A 21,440-nucleotide genomic window follows, 5' to 3' on the forward strand; every position below is an offset into this window, starting at 1 on the left:
TCCTTTCCGCTCCAGGCACAAGATTCTCCGGGGAGGAAGTCGAGCCTCCTCGGGCTTTGCCCTGAGGGGTCTCGACCTTTCCTCTATTTCCCGCAGGAGTCAAGTGCCTTCCGCTACAATCCACTCTGTGCTACTACATTCTACATGCCTATCAGATTAGATAGAAAAAAACAAAAAAGCTTCTATTGTTTGTCCATGCAGGCAGCATCGAGCACAAAGGAATAAGTAACAAAATATTTATCGCAATGCTGTCTATATTTGTAGAAAGTCTTTTTTCCTTCACAGTAAATAATCTTTTGTAAAAAGAGGGGTGGTCCTTTTTCTAAGATTGTTTTGTCACCGAAGCAGTTCCCTCACCATCCAGCACATAATGATTGATAGAGCCGAGGAAGACCTTTTGTTTAAAAACATCAATCATTGCAAAAAAAGCCATATAAAAAGGTGGAGTTTCGTTCTCCACCTGTTAGAAAATCATACTATGCTTCAATTATTTTATAGTTTTTATGATTAACGACTGTTTTTTCTTCAAGTTCAAGGTCCCGATAATTTTTCATATACGTTAGATCAACGATAACCGAGTTTTCATTTACTTTCTCTACAATGCCTTTTAAACCTTCTCTAAATTCAATCACATTTCCAATTTCTGCTTTTTTCATCAGAGGTCGCCCCTTTTTGCCAAAATTCTACAAACAATTACTAATATTTTGACGTAAACTCAAGAAAAGGTAAAGAGTTTTCTAAAAATTTCATCAAAAAAAATTATTCTTGAGGTTTACATCCTTTTAAACCTACAATAGAGTCATTCAGGATGGAGGTTTGGATATGAGTGAAACAGAAATTCTTGAACAACTACAATTATTGCGTACAAGAGAAGTGGAAGAAATAAGAGTGATGAAAGAAGACTTTCTCACCTTTCGATCTGTGCTCGTTATACAAGAGGATTTTAAACAGTTTCGTGGAGTGGCTCAGCATGGCGGTAATATTCTTTATCACTATTTAGATACACCACGAAGTTAGAAGAAGCGGGGGTGAGATCCCCCGTTTTTTTCTGGTTCATATCCAATATATGTAGCACTATGGTTATTTAGAATGTATTGCCAAGGTAGAAGGTAAGGCCGGTGGAAACCATTACCTGATGAAATTCAGTATATTCGTTGTTATCTTAGTGAGGAGCGCTAATTAGGAGGTAGAAATATGATTAAGAAAAGCTTACTAGTGGGGATTGCAGCACTTTCGATTGTTTCATTCTCTACTCAAACTATTGCAGCTAAGGGAGTTCACATTGTAGAAAATGGTGAGTCTCTTTGGGATATAGGTAAGGAGAAATCTGTATCTGTCCTTCAACTAAAAAAAGTGAACGATTTGAAATCGAATGAAATTCATCCAGGTCAAACTTTAGCAATACCAGAAAATGAAGTAACGAATGAAGATCGTGAGTTACTTGCAAAACTGGTTCATGCAGAAGCTAAAGGAGAGCCATATGCTGGTAAAGTGGCTGTGGCAACCGTTGTTTTAAACCGAGTGGATTCCACTGAATTCCCTGGCTCTATTAAAGAAGTAATCTACCAGGTAGCAAACGGTCATTATGCCTTTTCACCCGTTCAAAACGGGGAAATCAACCAAGCGCCTTCTCAGGAATCGAGAGACGCGGTTCAAGAGGCTTTGGCTTTCAGAGGTCAGGGACAAGGTTCCCTCTTCTTCTATAATCCAGTCACATCTACAAGCGATTGGATTACCAATAGAGACACATTGCTAACCATTGGAAAACACCGCTTCGCAAAATAATCATTACGCAGGATTTCATATAATATCAAAATAGCGTTCTGATACTTTTTACTTTTCTCTACGTGAAATTAATAGTAAAATAGAGTAAAGAAAAAGAGGTGATGTTGGTGAATGGGACCATTGTGACTCGAATTGAAACGGTAAGATGGAAGATGATACAGTCAGGCGTCCGTTTTGGACTCAGCAGTCCAGCCACCATTCAACTTAGTAAAGAGCTGGATGCTTTAATCAATATTCATCAGCGTAATGATATTAATAAAACGACAAAAAATAAGATAGTACAATAAATAAAAGGATTAATCTTGGAATGTCCCGGCATTTCCAAAGGTTAATCCTTTTCTATTGTCTGGGAGAGGGTTTTAGGCAATGGGGAAGGGGTATGCTTATTAGGGAGAATGAACAGTGAATCGCGAATGGAAATATTTAGATAAAGGGAGATGACAAGATTGAAAGATAAAATTGTTTGCATAACAGGAGGAGCGAATGGGATCGGTAAAACGCTTGTTGAAGAATTTGCAAAGCAAGGCGCAGTTGTTGAATTTATGGACATGGATGTGAATCAAGGGGAGGGATTATCCCTGCAACTCAATTCAGAAGGTTATTCAACACGGTTTCATGAAGTGAATGTGGGAGTATATCAACAGGTAAAAGATGTCTTTTCAAAGATAAAAGAAGATCATGGCGTGGTGGACGTACTTATTAATAATGCAGGTGTTACGAAGTTCATTTCCTTTTGGGAGATGGACCATGAAGAATGGGACAGCATTCTATCGTCAAACTTAAGTAGCGTCTACTATTGCAGTAGGGAAGGGGCCGCTTTAATGAAGAACCGGGGTGGTTGCATTATTAATATGGCTTCTACCAGAGCTTCAATGTCAGAACCGGATACGGAAGCCTACTCTGCAACAAAAGGAGGCATTGTGAGTTTGACTCATTCAATGGCCGTCACACTGAGTGATGTGGGCATACGGGTGAATTCAATAAGTCCGGGGTGGATTCAAACAGAAGATTATGATTCATTACGGGACAGGGACCATGACCAGCATCCTTCGGGCAGAGTCGGAAAACCCGAAGACATAGCAAGGGCGTGCTTGTTTCTCGCTCATCCTGATAATGATTTCATTACAGGAGAAAACCTAGTGGTGGATGGTGGAATGACAAGGAAGATGATCTATGAGCATTAAAATGATCCAGATTGATCAAGGGATTTTCCTAGCTCATGCTTCACACTCTCTTTCTCTTTGTAAACAACTGTAATCTGGTAAAAAAGAGCCTATCACACACCAACACGGTGAAAGTGGTCGGCTTTTTGTATGAAAAGGGATAATTTAACAACGAATTATGATAGAATTAGAAAAGTTATATTTTTCTGAAATTCAATTAATATTGTTGAATGTAAAGAGGGGGAAAAAGATGAATCCATTAGATTCAATAAAAAGAGAAATGAACAAAGTGCTAGTGGGGAAAGACAAAGAGATAGACCTATTAATGATTGCATTACTTCAAGAAGGGCATGTTCTGTTGGAAAGTGTGCCCGGTACAGGCAAAACACTGCTAGCCAAAACATTCAGTCATTGTATTGATGGGGCATTTAAAAGAATTCAATTCACTCCTGACGTGTTACCGAGTGATGTAACAGGAATACAATTTTTTAATCCAAAAACACAAGAATTCGAATTAAGAACGGGACCGGTTGTCACGAACGTCTTACTGGCTGATGAAATTAACAGGGCGACCCCGAGAACACAGGCAAGCTTACTGGAAGTCATGGAAGAAAAGCAAATCACCATAGACGGGCAAACCGTCTTATTAGTGCCCCCATTTATAGTGGTGGCCACGCAGAATCCTATAGAATCTCAGCAAGGGACATTTCCACTGCCTGCTGCACAGCTGGACAGGTTTTTATTGAAGATTCCGTTTACATATCCTGATTTTGAAGAAGAGAGAATGATCTTAACCCGATTTAAAATAAATTATCCTTTAAGTGAAGTCAAAAAAGTGGTTACATTATCTGAAATACAGGAAATGGCAAATCAAGTGAAACAAGTACATGCTGACTCAGATATAGAGACATATATTTTACAGATGACAAGGGGGACGCGGGAGCACGAATGGATTGAGACTGGTGCGAGTCCAAGAGCAAGTTTGGCATTGCTAAAAGCATCTCAGGGACAGGCGTTTATCGAAGGGCGAGATTTTATTCGCCCTCAGGATGTAATGCAGGTAGCTCCCTATGTATTGCAACACAGGGTCCAATTAACAGCAGAAGCCTCATTGACAAAAACGAATGAAGAAGTAATGAAGCAATTAGTAGAGATGGTAAATCTTCCGGTTGAAACGAGGTAGTGGATGTGGATTGGAGACGTGAAATCATAGAAGATCCTTATAATTCATTGAGTGAAATTCTTCTCATTATTGCCGTAGGAGCATGCTTTATCTTTCAATTGTATACAGGACTTTCCGTTTTCCTCTTCTGTTTACTATATTTCAGGGCTCATAAATGGTATTTAGAGAAAATTGGGATGGGGATCAACCTTGTAAATAAGTCAAAACGAGTGAGGCTTCATTGTCAAGAGGAGGGGTACTGGGATTTCCATATTGAAAATCAGGGGCTTCCGGTTTGGGGAGCCACTCTGAAACTATCCTTTAAAGATATTGTTGTGCCGACTTCTCATCCTTATGATTCCTATCATGGAAACATGATTGAAGTGTCGATTCCGTTCTCCATGGAAAAAGGAGTGAAAGGTATGGTCCGATTACCGATTAAGGGCAGACGAAGAGGTCTTTGTCGTTTATCGAAAATACAACTGGTCATTCCCCATCTGTTTGGAAGTGGAAAGGTGATCATGGATTTACAGAAGCCAGTCCCATCGACAATGATTGTTTTTCCGTCTCCTTCTCAAGTGAGACTTCTGAAAAACAGGGACTCGAATCGAAATGGGGAGTTATCTTCCCCTCACTCCCTATTCTTCGATGTTTTTCAGCCCATAGGTACCAGAGAATATGTTACTGGCGATCGCTTTCAAGATATTAACTGGAAGGCTTCTGCGAAAACCGGTCAGTTGCAAACAAAAGTATATACACCATCCATAAAGAAAGAGTGGATGATTGCTATTAATCTCTCAGATCGTTATTCCATTACCGGGCAGTTAGAGTCCATTATTAAACACACAGCTTATTTGATGCATCTCGCTGTAGAGAAAAATATTTCGTTTTCCTTGGTGTTAAATTCTAGAAGTCAGGGAATCACGCCTTATTATTACCTACCTACAGGAACAGGTAGAACGCATCAGCAAAAAGGATTGGAAATGTTGTCCACTTTATCGACGGATGAGTTCACCGTTCCATTTCATATCGTTTTACAGCACCTTCATATAAGGCAGCTTGTTCCGTCTGTCCTTATTGTAGGGGGATTGATGAACTCCAGGGGAAAAGAACGGTTGGTGAAGATTTCCATGAAAGAAACAGAAATCTTCACGTTGAAATCTGATGAAGAAGAAGGAGTTGTAACAATATGGAATCAAACATCGAAAATTCCTTCTTAACAAAATATTATCAGAGGCTAATCGTTAAGCTGGTATTGATGCTGGTCATAGACTTATTATTCTCTCTATTAGTCGTAACTCTTTTCGTGTCAAGAGAGACTTTCCTCGGGAGTTATCTGCCGGTTGTCAGCCTTGTGCCAGTTTGCTTATTCCCTTGCATCATCATGTTTGTGAGGAGGGGACAAATACATCAAATTATTTTATATGGTCTTTTGTCTGCGCTACTTGTATTGGGAATCTTCATCTTTTCAGTATCCTGGTGGCTTTTTTCAATAATATTGTTGTATCTCCATTGGCGATTTGTTACCCATTTTCAGGGTGACGAGAATAATATTGACCTTAATAGCGGTGTGGTGCTGGCATTCATTTTTTTCTCCGCAGTATCTTTAATATTCAATTTAGTGAATGATTTGGGCAATGAGACTGTCATTTACTTTCTGCTCCTTACCCTGCTGTCTTCCATTGCAATAGGTACGGCAATTCAAAGAAAGATGAGTCATTCCTCTTCACAATCTGGTATGTACAAGCAGTTGTTAAAGCCTTTAGTTATCTTGCTAGGTGTTATCTTCACTGCAGCAGGGCTGTCTTTCTTCATTCCATTCGTGAGGACGGGTTTCTATTGGGTTGTGGAAAAGGTTTTTTGGGTCATTTCATTTTTAGTTGATCCAATCTTTCATCTGTTAGTCAAATTAAAAGATTGGGTAATGAGCCTCATTTCAAGTGATACCTTGGAGGGAATGGGGATGAAGCTTGATAAGACAGATTTGAAGTCAATTCAGCAAAATGCCTTTTATGAAGGCATTACAATACCATGGTTAAAGGTAGTTTTGATTGGGGTTTTTCTTATAATCGTAATCAGCTATTTATTGAAAAAGAGGCAGATCACGATGGAAACGAATGATGTTGAGGATTCTATCTCACTTTTGACAACATTTACATCAAATCATAACGAGGAAAGAAAACAACCTATAAAAGCTGATTATTCTGATGCAAGCAACACCATCCGAAAGTCAATGAAGACTTTAGAAATAGAAGCTTCTTCGGTTAATTTGGGTAGAAATTCCAATGAAAATGTTCGTTCATGGTTTATGAGAATGAGGATTGTTGAAGGGGAGGAATTTTTTTCCCTTTATGAAAAGGTCAGGTACGGAATGAAAGATCCAAGTCAAGATGATGTCGATTACTTCACTAGTCAAATAAAGGTCCATATTGCTGAAATAAAAGATAGGAAAGATTATTAAAAGAAGCTAGTGCAGGCATGAGTGGTCCCCCTGTCCTAGCTCTTTTAAATTTTTTCCTATAGGGTATGATACATGTGAGGAGGAGTCGACTATGTTATTTGAATTAAAGGATGTGCACTTTAAAGATATTTTACATATTCAGGAGATGGACATTTCTGGACACAAGACTACCTGCTTGGTGGGTGAAAGCGGTGCAGGAAAATCTACTCTTCTAAAATTGCTGAATAAAATGAATATACCAGATGAAGGAAAGGTCTATTATAACGAGACTCCCTTACAAGAAATTGACTCTGTAAAACTTCGAAGAGAAGTAGTGATGATTTCACAAACCCCCTTATTGTTCGGGGATACGGTAGAAGATAATTTGCAGAAGGGTCTTATGTTTTCAGAAAAGCCCCTTGCAAGTCGTGATGAGCTCATGAAGACGCTGGAAATCGTAAAGCTGGATAAACCCTTGGATGGGCTTGCTGAACGGTTATCAGGAGGGGAAAGACAGCGCATGTCCCTTGGCAGGGTGTTATTAATGAAGCCACCTGTCTATTTATTGGACGAGCCTACGTCTGCTCTTGATGAGGAAACGGAAATCGAAGTGATGAAAAGCTTTATCGAAACTGCCAAAGACCATGGAGGAACCATCATCATGGTCACTCATTCGACCAACATTGCCGAGCAATATGGTGAAGAAATCATTACCATATCAAAATAAAAGAAGGAGAGAGTATGATTGGAAAAAGGCATTATTGATATAGAGTTGTGGAGATTTATCGCAGCATACGTCTTCGTTCTTCTATTGTTAGTTATTGTGAAATGGAGAGGGATTTCCAGGGAGAAGCAGATTATCCTGGCCTCTTTTAGAATGACCATTCAGCTAATTATCGCAGGATACATACTGACCTATATTTTTGACAATCCAAGTCCGTGGCTTACGTTAGCTATCATTTTGATCATGGAAGCCTTCGCCATCAGGAATATTTTTAAGCAGGTTAAATATGAAATGGATAAGAAACTGAAAGGGATTGCGGCTTTTTCTTTATTAATTGGAACTCTCATTAGCTTATTCTACTTTAATATGGTTGTGATCCATTTCTCCCCTTGGTACGAACCGAGATATTTCATACCCATTGCCGGAATGATAGTGGGGAATTCAATGACGGGCATCACATTGGGGATCAATACTCTATTAGGGGGATTAAAGGATCAAAGAGAAACGGTAGAAGGTGCCCTCATGCTCGGAGCAACCCCTAAAGCAGCCTCCAAGAAATATGTAGATAATGCCTTTGATGCAGCGATTCTTCCCACACTTAATAATATGTTAGGGATGGGCATCATCTTTTTATCTGGAATGATGACAGGGCAGATCCTGTCGGGGATTAGTCCATTAGTAGCCATCGAGTATCAGATTGCCATACTTTTAGGCATAATTGGGAGTGTAGCCTTAACAGTCATCAGCTTTATATTATTAGGATATAGGCAATTATTTACGAGAGATGCCCAATTAAATGTATAAATACCATATAGCACTTCTGTTCTAATCTAGTTTTCACCTGCATATGATAGAGAAAGAATGGCAGGGAAAGGGAGAGTGTTATATGAATTACCAAACAGAACAGGCCCTAAGAGTGAAAAGTTTAGCAATGGATGTCATAGAAGAACTAATGAAAGAGGATGGTAAGCATGAGGTGCAGGAATTAAAACAACTCTCAGAATTATTCTCCCGGTGCATATGTGACTTAGTAAACGTATATACAAACACCTCTGAAGATCATGAAATGACACTGAAAGGCACGGTCATAAAGGCAAAAATCGGTTATAATATCATGAAAGCAAAATCTGAAGCGGTAGAAAGAGAATAGTATCATGTTGACTAAACTGGCTCATACTAAAGATTCCCTCTCAAACATTGGGGGAATTTAAAGAGTCAGTTTTTTTGATAAATAAACATGAAATTTTACATAAATAGGTTCATAACAGTGGCAAATTTATGAAATACTAAAAAAATCAAGCTTTACAATTGTGTATATCTTCATTGCATGCTATTCTTTTTTATTGAACAGCTTTATAGTAGGAATGGATTATTTACTAGAAATAGTTGACGTATTCTACATAATCCATTACTTTAATGAAGCAACCAAAAACAAGATAAATTAAGGAGTCGATTTACATGGCACAAAAAACATTTACAGTTACAGCTGAAACAGGAATTCACGCTCGTCCGGCAACTCTACTAGTTCAAACGGCAAGCAAATTCGACAGCGATGTACATCTAGAATACAAAGAAAAGAAAGTAAACTTGAAATCAATTATGGGTGTTATGTCTTTAGGTGTTGGTAAAGGTGCAGAGATCACAATTATTACTGAAGGTAGCGACGAAGAAGAAGCGTTAAACAGCTTACAAGAAACATTGAACAAAGAAGGATTAGCTGAGTAATGTCCAGTCTTTTAAAAGGAATTGCGGCATCAAATGGTATCGCCATTGCGAAAGCGTATCGCTTAGTTGAACCCGACCTTAGCTTTGAAAAGAAAAACGTAGACAATGCTGAACAGGAAGTATCACGCTTCCAGGAAGCCATTGCAACGTCCAAGTCAGAGCTTGAAGCGATTCGTGATAAAGCAAGAGTTGATTTAGGTGAAGATAAAGCTCAAATATTTGAAGCGCATCTTCTTGTCCTAAGCGATCCAGAACTACTGACACCAATCGAAGACAAAGTGAAATCCGAAAATGTAAACGCTGAATTCGCCCTTAAAGAAACAGCGGATATGTTTGTATCCATGTTTGAATCCATGGACAATGAGTACATGAAAGAACGTGCTGCGGATATCCGTGACGTGACAAAACGTGTCCTTTCACACCTGTTGGGCGTACAGATTGCGAACCCAAGCATGGTGACAGAAGAAGTGATTGTGATTGCAGAGGATCTAACACCTTCTGATACGGCACAATTAAACCGTGAATTTGTTAAAGGATTCACAACAGATATCGGTGGAAGAACATCTCACTCGGCCATTATGGCCCGTTCGATGGAGATTCCAGCTGTAGTGGGAACGAAATCCATTACTTCCTCTGTTGAAAATGGTGACATGATCATCGTTGACGGATTAAATGGAGAAGTACATATTAATCCGACTCCTGAAGTCATCGAAGAGTATAAGAAAGAGCATGCCCGATATGAAGAACAAAAAGCTGAATGGGCGAAGCTTGTCGATGAACCAACGGTATCCAAGGATGGGGAGCATGTTGAACTTGCTGCTAACATTGGGACACCTAAGGATCTTGAAGGGGTGAAGAATCACGGCGGAGAAGGTGTAGGTCTGTACCGTACAGAATTCCTATATATGGGTCGTGACGAATTACCGTCTGAAGACGAGCAATATGAAGCTTATAAGGCTGTATTAGAAGGTATGGAAGGGAAACCTGTAGTGGTTCGTACCCTTGACATCGGTGGAGATAAAGAGCTTCCTTACTTAAATCTGCCAAAAGAAATGAATCCATTCCTGGGATATCGTGCAATCCGACTTTGTCTGGACGAACAGGATATCTTCCGTACTCAGCTTAGAGCGTTATTAAAGGCCAGCCCATTCGGAAATCTGAAAATCATGTTCCCGATGATTTCAAATCTTCAAGAGTTCAGAGAAGCGAAAGCCATCCTTGAAGAAGAGAAAAAAGCTCTTCTTGAGAATGGTACAAACGTAGCTGATCATATTGAAGTAGGAATCATGGTAGAAATTCCATCGACTGCTGTAATGGCGGATGTTTTTGCAAAGGAAGTAGATTTCTTCTCTATCGGAACCAATGATCTGATTCAGTACACAATGGCTGCCGACCGCATGAATGAGCGGGTTTCCTACTTATATCAACCGTATAACCCTGCCATTTTACGTCTAGTTAAAATGGTGATTGATGCGGCTCATAAAGAAGGCAAATGGGCAGGTATGTGTGGTGAAATGGCCGGAGATGAGATTGCAGTGCCGATCCTTCTGGGATTAGGTTTGGATGAGTTCTCTATGAGTGCTACATCGATCTTACGCGCGCGTTCTCAAATCCGTCAGTTGAATCGTGCTGAAATGAAAGAACTGGCAGAGCAAGCACTACAATTAGACACCAATGATGCTGTCATTTCTGCTGTGAAAAAAGCGACATCAATGGAATAAATTTAGGTTTAGATGGTGGGAATGAGGGTATTATATCTGTGAAGAATAAGGCACACCCTTTGGGCCTTTTTATTCTCATTTCCCCCTTTCTTGTGGATTGAAGGAACGTATTGTTCTTTCAATCCCTTTTTTATTTTTCAGGGAGTACATTTTTTGCAAAATGCGCTAGAACTTTTAAAAGGATTTTTCCATTCCATTAAAATCCCATAGTCACATGATTCTTCATCCTCCAGGTACCCTTTTACCGCTTTTAATGGAGTGCGTCCTGTTTGCAGAAGAAACGTAATGACGGGATCCTTGAATTCTCCACTCGTTAATTTCTGTATATAATCATCAATCCTAAAATCTTTGGCCACTTTATGATAGGTAGGGATCCGACCGCCGCCAAGTAAGCGATCCAATTTTAAATGAACCACAATCTCAAACATGGCATTCATCAAGACTTTTCCAAGTTTAAATCCCCTATAATCAGGGTCGATACATAGATCTACCACGTATAATGTATTTCCATTCTCATTGTGAGTCCGGATATATCCATCATCGGTTATGTCTTCCCACGTATGATGGGGCTCTAACGGATCAAAGTCGACGATTAAGCTTGTCATACTTCCCGCTAACTTCCCGTCAACTTCCACACACATGGCCCCAAGGGGGAAATGAGACAAATGATGTGCGAGTTGGTCTTTATTCCACCACAATTCTGATGGGAAGGGAGGTGGGAATGCTCTTTTTTGAACGGATATCATGTCGTCGAAATCATCCTTGGAATAATTTCTGATAACAGCTTTATAAATTTGATCGTTTCTGAAAACATACTGTTCTTTCATATACATGTCAGAACCTCACTCCTCAGAATTTACTTGTTTATTATACGTTATGAAAGCGCTTTTTTAAAGTGTTTTACTGAAATAACTTTTCTTCTGAAAAAAACTGAATTTTTTTCAGAAGGTCGGTTTATCATTCTGGAAAGCGGGTATTCTATAATTAAGCATGAAATTGGAGATTAATTTCTCACTAACACCCCCTTTTCCTTTTTTTGAACCAACTCAGTTAACTGAGTTGGTTCTTTTTTTTTGCTCTTTTTATGCCGGCAGTTGATTCGTATAGTGAAAAAGAAGAAAGCGAATAATAATCCTATGCTGATCCATTGAAGGTTAAGCATGATCAATAAAAGGGGTGTAAAAGCAATGGCGAAACGTACAAAAAAGAATGATCCACAACAGAAGAACAAAAAAGGGTTCGATTCTTCTAAAATCAATGCTGAATTTGCCCACGAAATCGGAAGTGCGGCAACAAACAAAATACACAAAGACAAAGCCAAAAAAGAAAAAGTATCTAAAAATAACGGTGAATATAAAGGGTAAACATGAAGAGGGACGGACCTTGCATAGCAAGGTCCGTCCCTCTCGTCAGGTTTGGATGAAGGATTGGATACGGTCAAGCCCTTCTGTAAGTTGTTCCATGGAGCAGGCGTAGGATAGCCGGAAGTATCCTTCGCCGAACTTGGAAAAAGCATCTCCAGGAACGACAGCCACCTTTTTCTCTTGGGCAAGTGCCAACGAGAAATCAAAGGAACTCAAAAGAATCCTATCTGGTATTTTGACGAAAAAGTAGAAGGCTCCGTCGGGTTTGACGATTCCTTTAAATCCCATCTCAATTAATCGGTTGTATACATAGTCCCTTCGTATTTTATATTCTTTCTTCATATCTGCCGCATCATCTTTCCCGACTGTAAGAGCTTCATAGGCAGCTTTCTGGGATACTGAAGAAGCACAGGAAACATTGTACTGATGAACCTTTATAAGATGCTTGGAAATCGATTCTGGAGCGAATACCAGCCCGATTCTCCAGCCGGTCATACTATGTGATTTAGAAAGGCCATTGACGACGATGGTTTGTTCTCTTAAATATTCGGCAATGGAATAATGCGAATCATCGAAGGTAAGCTCGCTATAAATCTCATCAGCCAATACAAAGACATTTCTATTTCTAAGCAAGTCGGCAATCTCTTTCAATTCTGCTTTGGATAGGGTTACTCCTGTTGGATTGGATGGATAAGGCAATATGACACATTTTGTAGAAGGAGTTAAGCTCTCCTCAATAAGAGCTGCATCCAACTTAAAACCATTTTGTGTGATATCAATATGTACGGGATTAGCACCGCAAAGTCTAATGATCGGTTCATAGCCTGGATAAACGGGTCCCGGGATAAGGCAGTCATCCCCTTCGCATAGGATTGTACGAAGGATCACATCGATCCCCTGAGAAGCGCCATTTGTGACTATGACCTCATTGACAGGGTTATAATGTACATTATATTTTTCTTTTACATATGAAGCCGCAGCTTCTCGTAATTCGAGAAATCCTGCATTATGGGTATAGGAGGTGAAATCATCATCAATGGCAGCTTTACCCGCATCTTTGACATGTTGTGGGGTAGGGAAATCCGGCTGACCGATTGTCAGGGAAATGATGTCGTCTATGTCTGCCACCATATTAAAAAATTTTCTAATACCGGATATCTGGATGTCTTTGATCCGGGGGTTAATATACTGTTCCAATACGTACACCTACTTTAATAATTTGATTCATATTTTATCATTAATTCCAGCTTTTACGTAATGATTTTGTTTGAATAATGAAGAAAAAGGGAAAGTTTAAAAAATAAATAAATGTCAGTTAGGGAGAGCCATATGATTCGTACGAGTATTATTATGGAAAATGGGGAAATTGAACAGAATGTTCCCTTATCCAGAATAAAAGAAAAAGGTGTTAAATGGTATTGGGTGGATTTTTCAGAACCGACCAGCAAGGATATCCGGTTACTTAAGCTGTATTTTCGATTCCATCCACTTGCGATAGAGGATTGCCTGGACGATTTCAGCCAGCGGGCTAAGCTCGATTTTTATGACCAATACATATTTGTCCTTCTGCACGCCATTAATCAGAAATCGCTGGATTCCCACGAAGTAAATATGTTTGTGAACGCAAGTTTTATCGTTACCTTCCATAAACAACCTGTAAGGGAATTAAATAATGTATGGGAAAAAGTTCAGCAAGAAGGGGATCAGCTCAGTCCTTTTAAGATCATGCATGGAATTGTTGACCGGTTAGTGGACGATTATTTTCCCCTTGTATATGGTATTGAAGATCGTCTCAATAAAATAGAAGATAACACGAATGAAGATGCGGATAGTGATCTGATGGATGAATTATTCGATATCCGTCATGATATGTCAAAGCTAAGAAGAACCCTCGTTCCCATGAGGGATTTATTATACCGTATCAGCAATTCTGGCAGATTGAATGCACTCAAAGAAGAGCAGCTCTATTTTAATGATGTGTACGATCATTTAATTAAGCTTGTCGAGATGCTTGAATCGTATCGTGAATTTTCATCAGATATCCGGGATAATTATTTATCCATTAATTCAGATAAAATGAATAATATCATGATGACTTTAACCGTCATTACGACGATATTTATGCCTCTTACATTTATTGCGGGTCTGTATGGGATGAACTTTGTCTATATGCCGGAACTCGATGAGCGAAGCGGATACTTTATCGTTCTTGGGGTTATGGGTATCATAGCACTGATCATGTTTGGTTTCTTTATGAAAATAGGCTGGCTCAGATTCAGCACAAAAAAACGGAGAAAACGAAGAAGGCTCCTTCGTTTAAAATAATTATGCTGAAAAAGCAGTGATTCCATAGTGGAGTTCTGCTTTTTTATCTGGGTATCATACAAATGATCGGCGGTCGTCACGATAGAGATAATTTTCCGATGAAATTCCCGTAAACGGTAGATTTTTTTGAAAAAAAACGTTATATTGGTTGAGGACTAAAGAAGAAGAACTGGGATTATTGATAAGTCTCGAGAGGTTCTAGCACAACCCTCTATAAAAAACTAAGGAAAACGGCATCCTTAGGTGTCGTTATTTTTTGTTAATGACGGCTTTAAAGCCAATGTTATAGGGTAACACAGAATCTCTTTCTTCTTTTCATGGCAAAAGGCCTGTAGAAGAGAAAGGAGAACCTTTTATGAACACAGAGAAAGCGTTAGTCGTATTCAGCGGAGGTCAAGATAGTACAACGTGTTTATTTTGGGCAAAGAAAGCATTTAAAGAAGTAGAAGCGGTGACATTTAACTATGGTCAGAGGCATGTAGCAGAGCTTGATTGTGCAAAAGAGATTGCAGAGGATCTGAAAGTCCCTCACCATGTATTAGATATGAGCTTATTAAATCAACTGGCACCAAGTGCTTTAACAAGGGCAGATGAAGAAATCACTCACCAGGAAGGTGAATTACCATCTACATTCGTTCCAGGAAGGAATCTGTTATTCCTGTCATTTGCAGGCATACTCGCCAAGCAAATCGGAGCGAGGCATATTGTAACAGGTGTATGTGAAACGGATTTCAGCGGATATCCCGATTGCCGGGATATATTTGTCAAATCCTTGAATGTTTCCCTTAATCTATCCATGGATGATCAGTTTGTGATCCATACTCCACTAATGTGGATCAATAAAGCACAAACATGGGAAATGGCAGATGATTTAGGTGCTTTCCGTTATGTACAGGAAAATACACTCACTTGCTATAATGGGATAAAAGGCAGCGGGTGCGGTGAGTGTCCTGCCTGTGAGCTTAGACAAAAAGGCCTGAAAGAATATAAAAGTGCAAAACAAGGGGGAGAGTGAAGATGATACAACAAATCTACCCGACTCCTGACCACACTTATGAATTTGAATTAAATAAAGATATGCATTTTGCCGCAGCCCATTATATTCCACATGCAGATGCAGGAAGCTGTCAGGATATCCATGGTCATACGTACTTTGCCAATATTACTATCGGCGGGGATCAGCTTGATGATTCCGGGTTTCTTATTAATTTCCAACACATCAAAAAGCTGATTCATAAGCGCTTTGATCATAAGGTCATGAACGAAGATGAATTGTTTTCTGCAGAGAACGGCAATATGTTCCCGACCACTGAAGTTGTAGCGAAAGTGATGTGGGAAATCATTCAGGCTCATTTAGATACTTTGCCTCACCAACCTAAGTGCCTTCAAGTATTTTTAAGAGAAACACCTACAAGTTACGTCATTTACAGACCAAAGGGGAGAAAATCATGAAGAAAATCCCCGTTTTAGAAGTATTTGGTCCAACCATTCAGGGTGAAGGTATGGTCATTGGTCAAAAGACAATGTTTGTCCGAACTGCGGGATGTGATTATAGTTGTTCATGGTGTGATTCTGCATTTTCGTGGGATGGATCTGCGAAAGAGGATATTCAGCTTATGACGGCTGAAGAAGTATGGAACAGGCTAAAAGAAGTCGGTGGAAATAAGTTCTCTCATGTAACCATTTCCGGTGGTAATCCTGCACTGTTGGCTCATTTGAAGGAGTTTATCGAGATCTTAAAGGAGAATGGCATAGGGTCGGCTTTAGAGACTCAAGGAAGCCGCTGGCAGGATTGGTTCTATGATATAGATGACCTGACACTTTCTCCAAAGCCTCCAAGTTCGAAAATGGAAACGGACTTTGAGAAGTTGGATTTCATCGTTCACCGATTGATTCAAAATGGCTCACAATTCAGCTTAAAAGTTGTAGTGTTTGATGATAAAGATTTGGAATACGCCACAAAGATTCATAAACACTATCCTGACGTTCCATTTTATATTCAGACAGGTAACCCTTCTGTTTCCGAAGAAGATACACCAAAGCTTTTGTCAAATTTATTATTGGATTATGAAGCGCTCATTGAAAAGATTTGTGAGAAGGAAGAACTTAATCATGTGCGTGTGCTCCCACAGCTGCATACTTTAGTATGGGGCAACAAGCGCGGAGTATAATTGAAAAAGCGATTGAAGGGATGCCTTCAATCGCTTTTTCTTTTATTTCTGAGGGTTTTCCCGGTTCTCCTGATTTATTCTCCTTTGTCCTTCGATATAAGAGAGTTCATCGGGTTCATCTATTCCATCAGCATTCTTCCCAATGGCAATAATGGGAAGATTGTTTTGTGAGGGTAGTATGTGGGCACTTATTTCGTCAAAGTCTGGCAGGATCTGGTTCTCTAAGTCCCTTCGATCGGTCATATAAACACCTCCTCCCCTTAGTATGTATAAGGATCCGCTTTCTATTACCAATTCGGTTATTGCATAGAAAATGAGGGTTAAAAAAGTCTGCTTCTTAAAAGGATCTGACGACTTTTTTCATGATTACCTGTAAACATGTTTCTCAAATGTTCGATATAAGAAGAGTAAGGCAAATACTCATGTTTGTATGGAAGGACGAAAATAATTGAATCAATCAAACAGTATTCTTCTTGAAAGCGGGACCAATGAACTTGAAATTGTTGAATTCGAAGTTCATCACAATAAATTTGGTATCAATGTGATTAAAGTGAAGGAGATTATCCAACCAACTCCTGTCATCCCTATTCCCCATTCTCATCCTCACGTGAAAGGACTCATTCAATTGAGGGGAGAGGTACTTCCAGTAATCGATATGGCAAGGGTACTGGGAGTGGAAGAAGAGGAAACATCCAATTCAAAGTACATTGTTGCAGAGTTTAATCAACAGAAAGTAATTTTTCATGTACATAACGTTACTCAAATTCATCGCATTTCCTGGAATCAAATAGAGAAGCCTTCAGACATGTATTCTGGTGTCCATTCAGGAATAATAGGTGTCATCAAGCGAAACGAATCAATGATATTGTTACTGGATTTTGAGAGTATCATGCTGGAAATCAATCCTGATACAGGGATCCGTGTAGAACAAGTGAAGAAGTTAGGACCAAGGCAGAGAAGGAATAAGAAAATTGTTGCTGCTGAGGATTCCCCTTTACTACGCAAGCTTTTGAATGATACGTTGAGTGAAGCAGGATATGAAGAAGTTGAGTTTTTTGAGAATGGAGCCGATGCATTCAATTATCTGGAATCACTTGTTGAGGGAAATCATGATATTCAACAGTCAGTTCAGCTTGTCATTACAGATATTGAAATGCCGCAAATGGACGGACATCATTTAACCAAAAGAATCAAAAGTCATTCCAAGCTCAACAACCTCCCAGTCATCATTTTTTCTTCACTGATTACAAATGATTTAAAACATAAAGGTGAGATGGTCGGAGCAGAAGATCAAATCAGTAAACCCGAAATTGCTGATCTGATTTTAAAAATTGATCAACATATATTGTAGACTCAATGACGTCGAGGATAATCATAAAGGGTTCAGACGTTTGTCTGAACCCTTTATGACATATATGCGTTAATCCGCTAAAATCATTGAGTATTAAAAGAAGCTATCGCCCAATTTTTTAAAAACAGGTTTTTGATAACTGCTCTTCCCGGGTTTACGTGGCTGTTCATTACGATCAGACATCCCTGTATAATGTTCTAAAATCCCTTTAGCCTGCTGAAGTCCCATTTTACATTTAGGATTTCTTAACGATTGATCAAGTGAACCCAGATGAGGTAATTCCTTGAAATCTTCCTTTGTTGGAGGGATATGAAAGGTATAATCTCCGCAGTCAATCAATACATCAGATTGTTGTTGACTATTCTTTGGGTTGTTGGAAAAGTGAAGTCCAACTTTCTTCGCCTTACCTTCCCGGATCATTTTCATTAAGGCTCTTTTTTTTAATGAATATAAGTATTTTGGGTTACCTGCTGTTTTCGCATGACGATTCACAGTGAAAATAGCTTGAGAGAGGGTGATTACGGATGTGGAAGAAGGGGTAGATTTACTAGTATTCCTCAAGTTATTGGCTCCTTTCCATTGTATTAATCTCCATTATACCTCCTTTTTATGGGATTGGAAAGGTACGGGGGGGAGTTTCTTGTTGAAAGTTAGTAATATTTTGTCAGGTCTATTTCTATAGTCGGAGGAATTATAGTGTTACCTTAAGTGGATAAGACGGGGTACCCAGAACTCAAAAAGCTGTTGAGTGTAAACATCATAAAGGCTCTACCTAAAGAATATAACCCTTATATTTTCAGGTGAGCCTTTTTGTCTATCTTTGGGGGTATATATTAATATTCTCTGTAAAGTTGTACGGTGAAGATTGGATATTGTTTCCACCATAGGGTTGTTGGTAAGCAGGGTAAGGATACCCTCCGTAAGGCGGATAAGGTGGATAGCAAGCAGGACCGTAGCAAGGTCTGTTGAAAAGGAATGGACTAATGGCCAACCCAGCTAACCCACCTGCTATAAATGGTAATCCAAAGAATGGGAAGAAGCGCTGATCTCTTCCTCTAAACTGTGGATTATTGTGATATGGGTAATATGCGTGTTGATACATATACAATAAACCTCCTCTCTCTATTCACATTAGTGTATGGTTCACATTCGAACTGCGCGCCTGTCTCACCTACAATAGGCAGACGAATGGAGTGGGGTGTAGGTATTAATTCATATGAAATAAAGAAAATAACGAATATTCTTATAAGAATGTAGGAAATTCTTGGATTAACTAGTAAAATATAAGGAGGATGCATTATGTGGAAAATGACAGAAGGCTAAAAGGATGACGAATCCATGAACTGGACTACTATTATAGACACCAACGGTCAAGATCAACAGGTCCTTGACACTGTATTGAAAGAACTTATTTTAGATCATATACATGATATGATTTTTATTATGAAGGTTGAAGAAGGACCTTCTTTCAGGTACCTATACATAAATGAATCAGCCAAAAGGTATACATCCATTCAGCATGGTGATATGGGGCGCTTATTGGAGGAAGTGGTTTCATTCGAGATGGCTACTGACTTACAGGAGAAATACACACAACTAGTTCAAAAGGGTGAGAGCGTTACCTATCAGGATACTTTTTTTCATACGAATGGAAATCAGGTTGTGAACGAATCCATACTGACACCCATCAAGGATGGATATGGAAAAGTAGAGTACGTTGTTTCCATTACGAGGGATATAACTTCGTCCATTCTGGAGAAGAAGAAATTAGTGAAAGCGAAAGAACGCTATAAATCCATTATCGAGCATAATCTGGATGCCATATTCATTCTCGACGGACAAGGTGTCATCAAGGAATCTAACGGAGCAGGCTGCTCGTTAACAGGCTATTCAAAAGAAAACTTAGTAAATATGAAAATCTATGACTTATTTCATTCTCAAAATGAGAATCTTTTGACAGAATCACTAATTCAAACATTATTGGGAACTCCTTCTACGATTGATTATAGTCTTCTTCTTAACGAAGCAGGAGAGGAGAAAATAACCCAGCTGAAAATGGTTCCCATCGTTGTAAAAGAAAAGTGTGACGGCTGTTACATTATTGTGAAGGATATAACCAAGCATCATGAACAGAATGAAATGATCCATTATATGGCTCTGCATGATCAATTAACTGGTCTTTGGAACAGGAAAGCACTGGATGATCATGTACCTTTGATTATTCATAATATGGAAGAAAGAGGTATAGAGCTCTCGCTTTTATACCTAGATCTAGATCGGTTTAAATTTGTAAATGATACGCTTGGTTTAAAGGGAGGAGACCGGTTTCTCAAAAAAATCACAGAGCGCTTGGTAACCCTTACGAACGAAGAATGTTTATTATACCGACAAGGAGGGGATGAATTTATTTTTCTGTTGAAGAATTGTGGTTTTGAAGATACCAAGACGAAAGCGAAGGAAATATTGGCACTGTTCATAGACCCTTTCACTATAGATGAACAGGAATTTTACATCTCTCCTTCGGTTGGAATCAGCCGTTATCCTGCAGATGGATATGATTCTAATTCACTCATCCAAAAAGCTGCTCAAGCACTCTTTGAAGTAAAAGAAAAAGGAAGAGCCCATTATCGTTTTTACCAAACGCATATGAAATCAAGTTTTCCGAATTATATCATTATGGAAGCACATTTAAGAAGAGCGATAGAGAAGGGGGAGCTGTATGTCCACTATCAGCCACAGGTAAACTTAGCTACAGGTACAATTGATAGCTTCGAAGCATTAGTCCGTTGGAACAACCGTAAATTTGGGTTTGTATCCCCTGCACAGTTCATTCCGTTGGCAGAAGAAACGGGCTTGATTCATCAAATCGGTGAATGGGTACTGGAGCAAGTGTGTATGCAGCTGCAAAAGTGGCTAACCAAAGGATATAAGACTGTACGTGTGGCCGTCAACATTTCTCCAAAGCAATTTCTTCAGGAGCAATTAGTAGACACCATTGATTTCTATTTATCAACGTATAATCTTCCCGCTTCCTGCATAGAAATTGAAATTACGGAGGGAGCCATGCAAGATACTCAACAAACATTAAAAATGCTGAGAAAGCTTAAAGATCTTGGTGTGTACATTTCTGTGGATGATTTTGGAACAGGATACTCCTCTCTACACTATTTGAAACGATTCCCCATTGACATACTGAAGATCGATCAATCGTTTGTGAAAGAGATTGGAATGAATCAGAAGGATTCTGCCATAACGACCACCATCATCCATCTTGCACATAGCCTGGGTCTTGAGGTGATTGCAGAAGGTGTAGAAAGAGAGGGACAAGTTGACTTTCTTAAAGAGGCGAACTGCCAAAAAGCTCAAGGTTATTTCTTTAGTAAACCGATCTGCCCGAAGGAAATCGAGCAGCAGCAATTCGTTCTTATGTAACGTTCTAGCCCCGACTTCTTGAGTCAGCCTTGATGATACGTTTTATTTTCATTCTTTTTCATTTACGTCTGGCAAAA

25 protein-coding genes and 1 riboswitch are annotated in these 21,440 nt (G+C 39.2%); of the genes, 19 read left to right on the forward strand and 6 right to left on the reverse strand.

All coding sequences use genetic code 11. The annotated features are described in order from the left end of the window. Positions 1–476: 476 nt before the first annotated feature. Positions 477–656 (reverse strand): YkvS family protein, encoded by a 180-nt coding sequence (locus FZC88_RS01910; RefSeq protein ID WP_148968546.1) that lies wholly within the window; start codon positions 654–656, stop codon positions 477–479. Positions 657–822: 166 nt separating this feature from the next. On the opposite strand from FZC88_RS01910, the gene FZC88_RS01915 reads away from it, so the two are divergent. The 12 genes from FZC88_RS01915 (at position 823) to ptsP (ending at position 10,720) form a co-directional block, all read left to right on the forward strand. After that, positions 823–1,017 (forward strand): hypothetical protein, encoded by a 195-nt coding sequence (locus FZC88_RS01915; RefSeq protein WP_148993461.1) that lies wholly within the window; start codon positions 823–825, stop codon positions 1,015–1,017. Positions 1,018–1,194: 177 nt separating this feature from the next. Beyond that, positions 1,195–1,785, forward strand: coding sequence for a cell wall hydrolase (locus FZC88_RS01920; protein WP_262371611.1), 591 nt, complete (start codon positions 1,195–1,197; stop codon positions 1,783–1,785). 107 nt (positions 1,786–1,892) lie between these two features. Beyond that, positions 1,893–2,072, forward strand: coding sequence for an aspartyl-phosphate phosphatase Spo0E family protein (locus FZC88_RS01925; protein WP_262371612.1), 180 nt, complete (start codon positions 1,893–1,895; stop codon positions 2,070–2,072). Positions 2,073–2,222: 150 nt separating this feature from the next. Beyond that, the gene (locus FZC88_RS01930) at positions 2,223–2,969 is read left to right on the forward strand and encodes an SDR family NAD(P)-dependent oxidoreductase (RefSeq protein ID WP_148993462.1); all 747 of its coding nucleotides are present in this window, start codon (positions 2,223–2,225) and stop codon (positions 2,967–2,969) included. Positions 2,970–3,198: 229 nt separating this feature from the next. Then, positions 3,199–4,131 carry an AAA family ATPase gene (locus FZC88_RS01935; RefSeq protein ID WP_148993463.1) on the forward strand — a complete coding sequence of 311 codons (933 nt, stop codon included), beginning with the start codon at positions 3,199–3,201 and terminating at the stop codon, positions 4,129–4,131. A 5-nt stretch (positions 4,132–4,136) separates the two neighbouring features. Continuing rightward, a complete protein-coding gene (locus tag FZC88_RS01940) occupies positions 4,137–5,330 on the forward strand; it encodes a DUF58 domain-containing protein (protein ID WP_148993464.1) in 1,194 nt (397 codons plus the stop codon). After that, positions 5,300–6,571: a hypothetical protein gene (locus tag FZC88_RS01945; protein ID WP_148993465.1), complete on the forward strand. Its 1,272-nt coding sequence runs from the start codon at positions 5,300–5,302 to the stop codon at positions 6,569–6,571. The genes FZC88_RS01940 and FZC88_RS01945 overlap by 31 nt, the downstream gene beginning before the upstream one ends. A 91-nt stretch (positions 6,572–6,662) precedes the next feature. Then, complete coding sequence (locus tag FZC88_RS01950; protein ID WP_148993466.1) at positions 6,663–7,277, forward strand: ABC transporter ATP-binding protein; 615 nt, start codon at positions 6,663–6,665, stop codon at positions 7,275–7,277. Between the two features lie 18 nt (positions 7,278–7,295). Then, positions 7,296–8,078 (forward strand): ABC transporter permease, encoded by a 783-nt coding sequence (locus FZC88_RS01955; protein ID WP_148993467.1) that lies wholly within the window; start codon positions 7,296–7,298, stop codon positions 8,076–8,078. 82 nt (positions 8,079–8,160) lie between these two features. After that, positions 8,161–8,424, forward strand: a complete 264-nt coding sequence (locus FZC88_RS01960; protein ID WP_148968555.1) for a hypothetical protein — start codon at positions 8,161–8,163, stop codon at positions 8,422–8,424. Positions 8,425–8,732: 308 nt separating this feature from the next. Next, the gene (locus tag FZC88_RS01965) at positions 8,733–8,999 is read left to right on the forward strand and encodes a phosphocarrier protein HPr (RefSeq protein ID WP_034756145.1); all 267 of its coding nucleotides are present in this window, start codon (positions 8,733–8,735) and stop codon (positions 8,997–8,999) included. Then, positions 8,999–10,720, forward strand: a complete 1,722-nt coding sequence (ptsP, locus tag FZC88_RS01970; protein WP_148968556.1) for a phosphoenolpyruvate--protein phosphotransferase — start codon at positions 8,999–9,001, stop codon at positions 10,718–10,720. Before FZC88_RS01965 ends, ptsP begins: the two co-directional genes overlap by 1 nt. Before the next feature lie 137 nt (positions 10,721–10,857). On the opposite strand, the gene FZC88_RS01975 is transcribed toward ptsP, so the two are convergent. After that, the gene (locus FZC88_RS01975) at positions 10,858–11,553 is read right to left on the reverse strand and encodes a GNAT family N-acetyltransferase (RefSeq protein WP_148993468.1); all 696 of its coding nucleotides are present in this window, start codon (positions 11,551–11,553) and stop codon (positions 10,858–10,860) included. 354 nt (positions 11,554–11,907) lie between these two features. Here FZC88_RS01975 and FZC88_RS23820 point away from each other — a divergent pair, with 354 nt between their 5' ends. Beyond that, entirely contained in the window at positions 11,908–12,084 is a 177-nt protein-coding gene (locus tag FZC88_RS23820; protein ID WP_187443484.1) for a hypothetical protein, read from the forward strand. Between the two features lie 45 nt (positions 12,085–12,129). On the opposite strand, the gene FZC88_RS01980 is transcribed toward FZC88_RS23820, so the two are convergent. Next, positions 12,130–13,281, reverse strand: coding sequence for an aminotransferase A (locus tag FZC88_RS01980; RefSeq protein WP_148993469.1), 1,152 nt, complete (start codon positions 13,279–13,281; stop codon positions 12,130–12,132). A 132-nt stretch (positions 13,282–13,413) separates the two neighbouring features. On the opposite strand from FZC88_RS01980, the gene corA reads away from it, so the two are divergent. The 4 genes from corA (at position 13,414) to queE (ending at position 16,580) form a co-directional block, all read left to right on the forward strand. Beyond that, positions 13,414–14,409 (forward strand): magnesium/cobalt transporter CorA, encoded by a 996-nt coding sequence (corA, locus tag FZC88_RS01985; RefSeq protein ID WP_148993470.1) that lies wholly within the window; start codon positions 13,414–13,416, stop codon positions 14,407–14,409. A gap of 186 nt (positions 14,410–14,595) precedes the next feature. After that, positions 14,596–14,640: riboswitch (PreQ1 riboswitch) on the forward strand. A 124-nt stretch (positions 14,641–14,764) separates the two neighbouring features. Continuing rightward, entirely contained in the window at positions 14,765–15,424 is a 660-nt protein-coding gene (gene queC / locus FZC88_RS01990) for a 7-cyano-7-deazaguanine synthase QueC (protein ID WP_148993471.1), read from the forward strand. A gap of 2 nt (positions 15,425–15,426) precedes the next feature. After that, positions 15,427–15,861 (forward strand): 6-carboxytetrahydropterin synthase, encoded by a 435-nt coding sequence (locus FZC88_RS01995; protein WP_148993472.1) that lies wholly within the window; start codon positions 15,427–15,429, stop codon positions 15,859–15,861. Further along, a complete protein-coding gene (queE, locus tag FZC88_RS02000; RefSeq protein ID WP_262371786.1) occupies positions 15,855–16,580 on the forward strand; it encodes a 7-carboxy-7-deazaguanine synthase QueE in 726 nt (241 codons plus the stop codon). The genes FZC88_RS01995 and queE overlap by 7 nt, the downstream gene beginning before the upstream one ends. Before the next feature lie 42 nt (positions 16,581–16,622). On the opposite strand, the gene FZC88_RS02005 is transcribed toward queE, so the two are convergent. Further along, positions 16,623–16,823 (reverse strand): hypothetical protein, encoded by a 201-nt coding sequence (locus tag FZC88_RS02005; protein WP_148993474.1) that lies wholly within the window; start codon positions 16,821–16,823, stop codon positions 16,623–16,625. 205 nt (positions 16,824–17,028) lie between these two features. Here FZC88_RS02005 and FZC88_RS02010 point away from each other — a divergent pair, with 205 nt between their 5' ends. Beyond that, the gene (locus FZC88_RS02010; RefSeq protein WP_148993475.1) at positions 17,029–17,931 is read left to right on the forward strand and encodes a chemotaxis protein; all 903 of its coding nucleotides are present in this window, start codon (positions 17,029–17,031) and stop codon (positions 17,929–17,931) included. Between the two features lie 93 nt (positions 17,932–18,024). Here FZC88_RS02010 and FZC88_RS02015 read toward each other — a convergent pair whose 3' ends face one another. Both FZC88_RS02015 and FZC88_RS02020 read right to left on the reverse strand, forming a co-directional pair. After that, complete coding sequence (locus tag FZC88_RS02015) at positions 18,025–18,492, reverse strand: YkyB family protein (protein WP_148993476.1); 468 nt, start codon at positions 18,490–18,492, stop codon at positions 18,025–18,027. 253 nt (positions 18,493–18,745) lie between these two features. Further along, entirely contained in the window at positions 18,746–19,033 is a 288-nt protein-coding gene (locus FZC88_RS02020; protein WP_262371615.1) for a hypothetical protein, read from the reverse strand. 236 nt (positions 19,034–19,269) lie between these two features. Here FZC88_RS02020 and FZC88_RS02025 point away from each other — a divergent pair, with 236 nt between their 5' ends. Continuing rightward, the gene (locus tag FZC88_RS02025; RefSeq protein ID WP_148993477.1) at positions 19,270–21,363 is read left to right on the forward strand and encodes a sensor domain-containing protein; all 2,094 of its coding nucleotides are present in this window, start codon (positions 19,270–19,272) and stop codon (positions 21,361–21,363) included. Positions 21,364–21,440: the final 77 nt, after the last annotated feature.

It is taken from the genome of Rossellomorea aquimaris, from assembly GCF_008180865.1.
Lineage (GTDB): Bacteria > Bacillota > Bacilli > Bacillales > Bacillaceae_B > Rossellomorea > Rossellomorea yichunensis.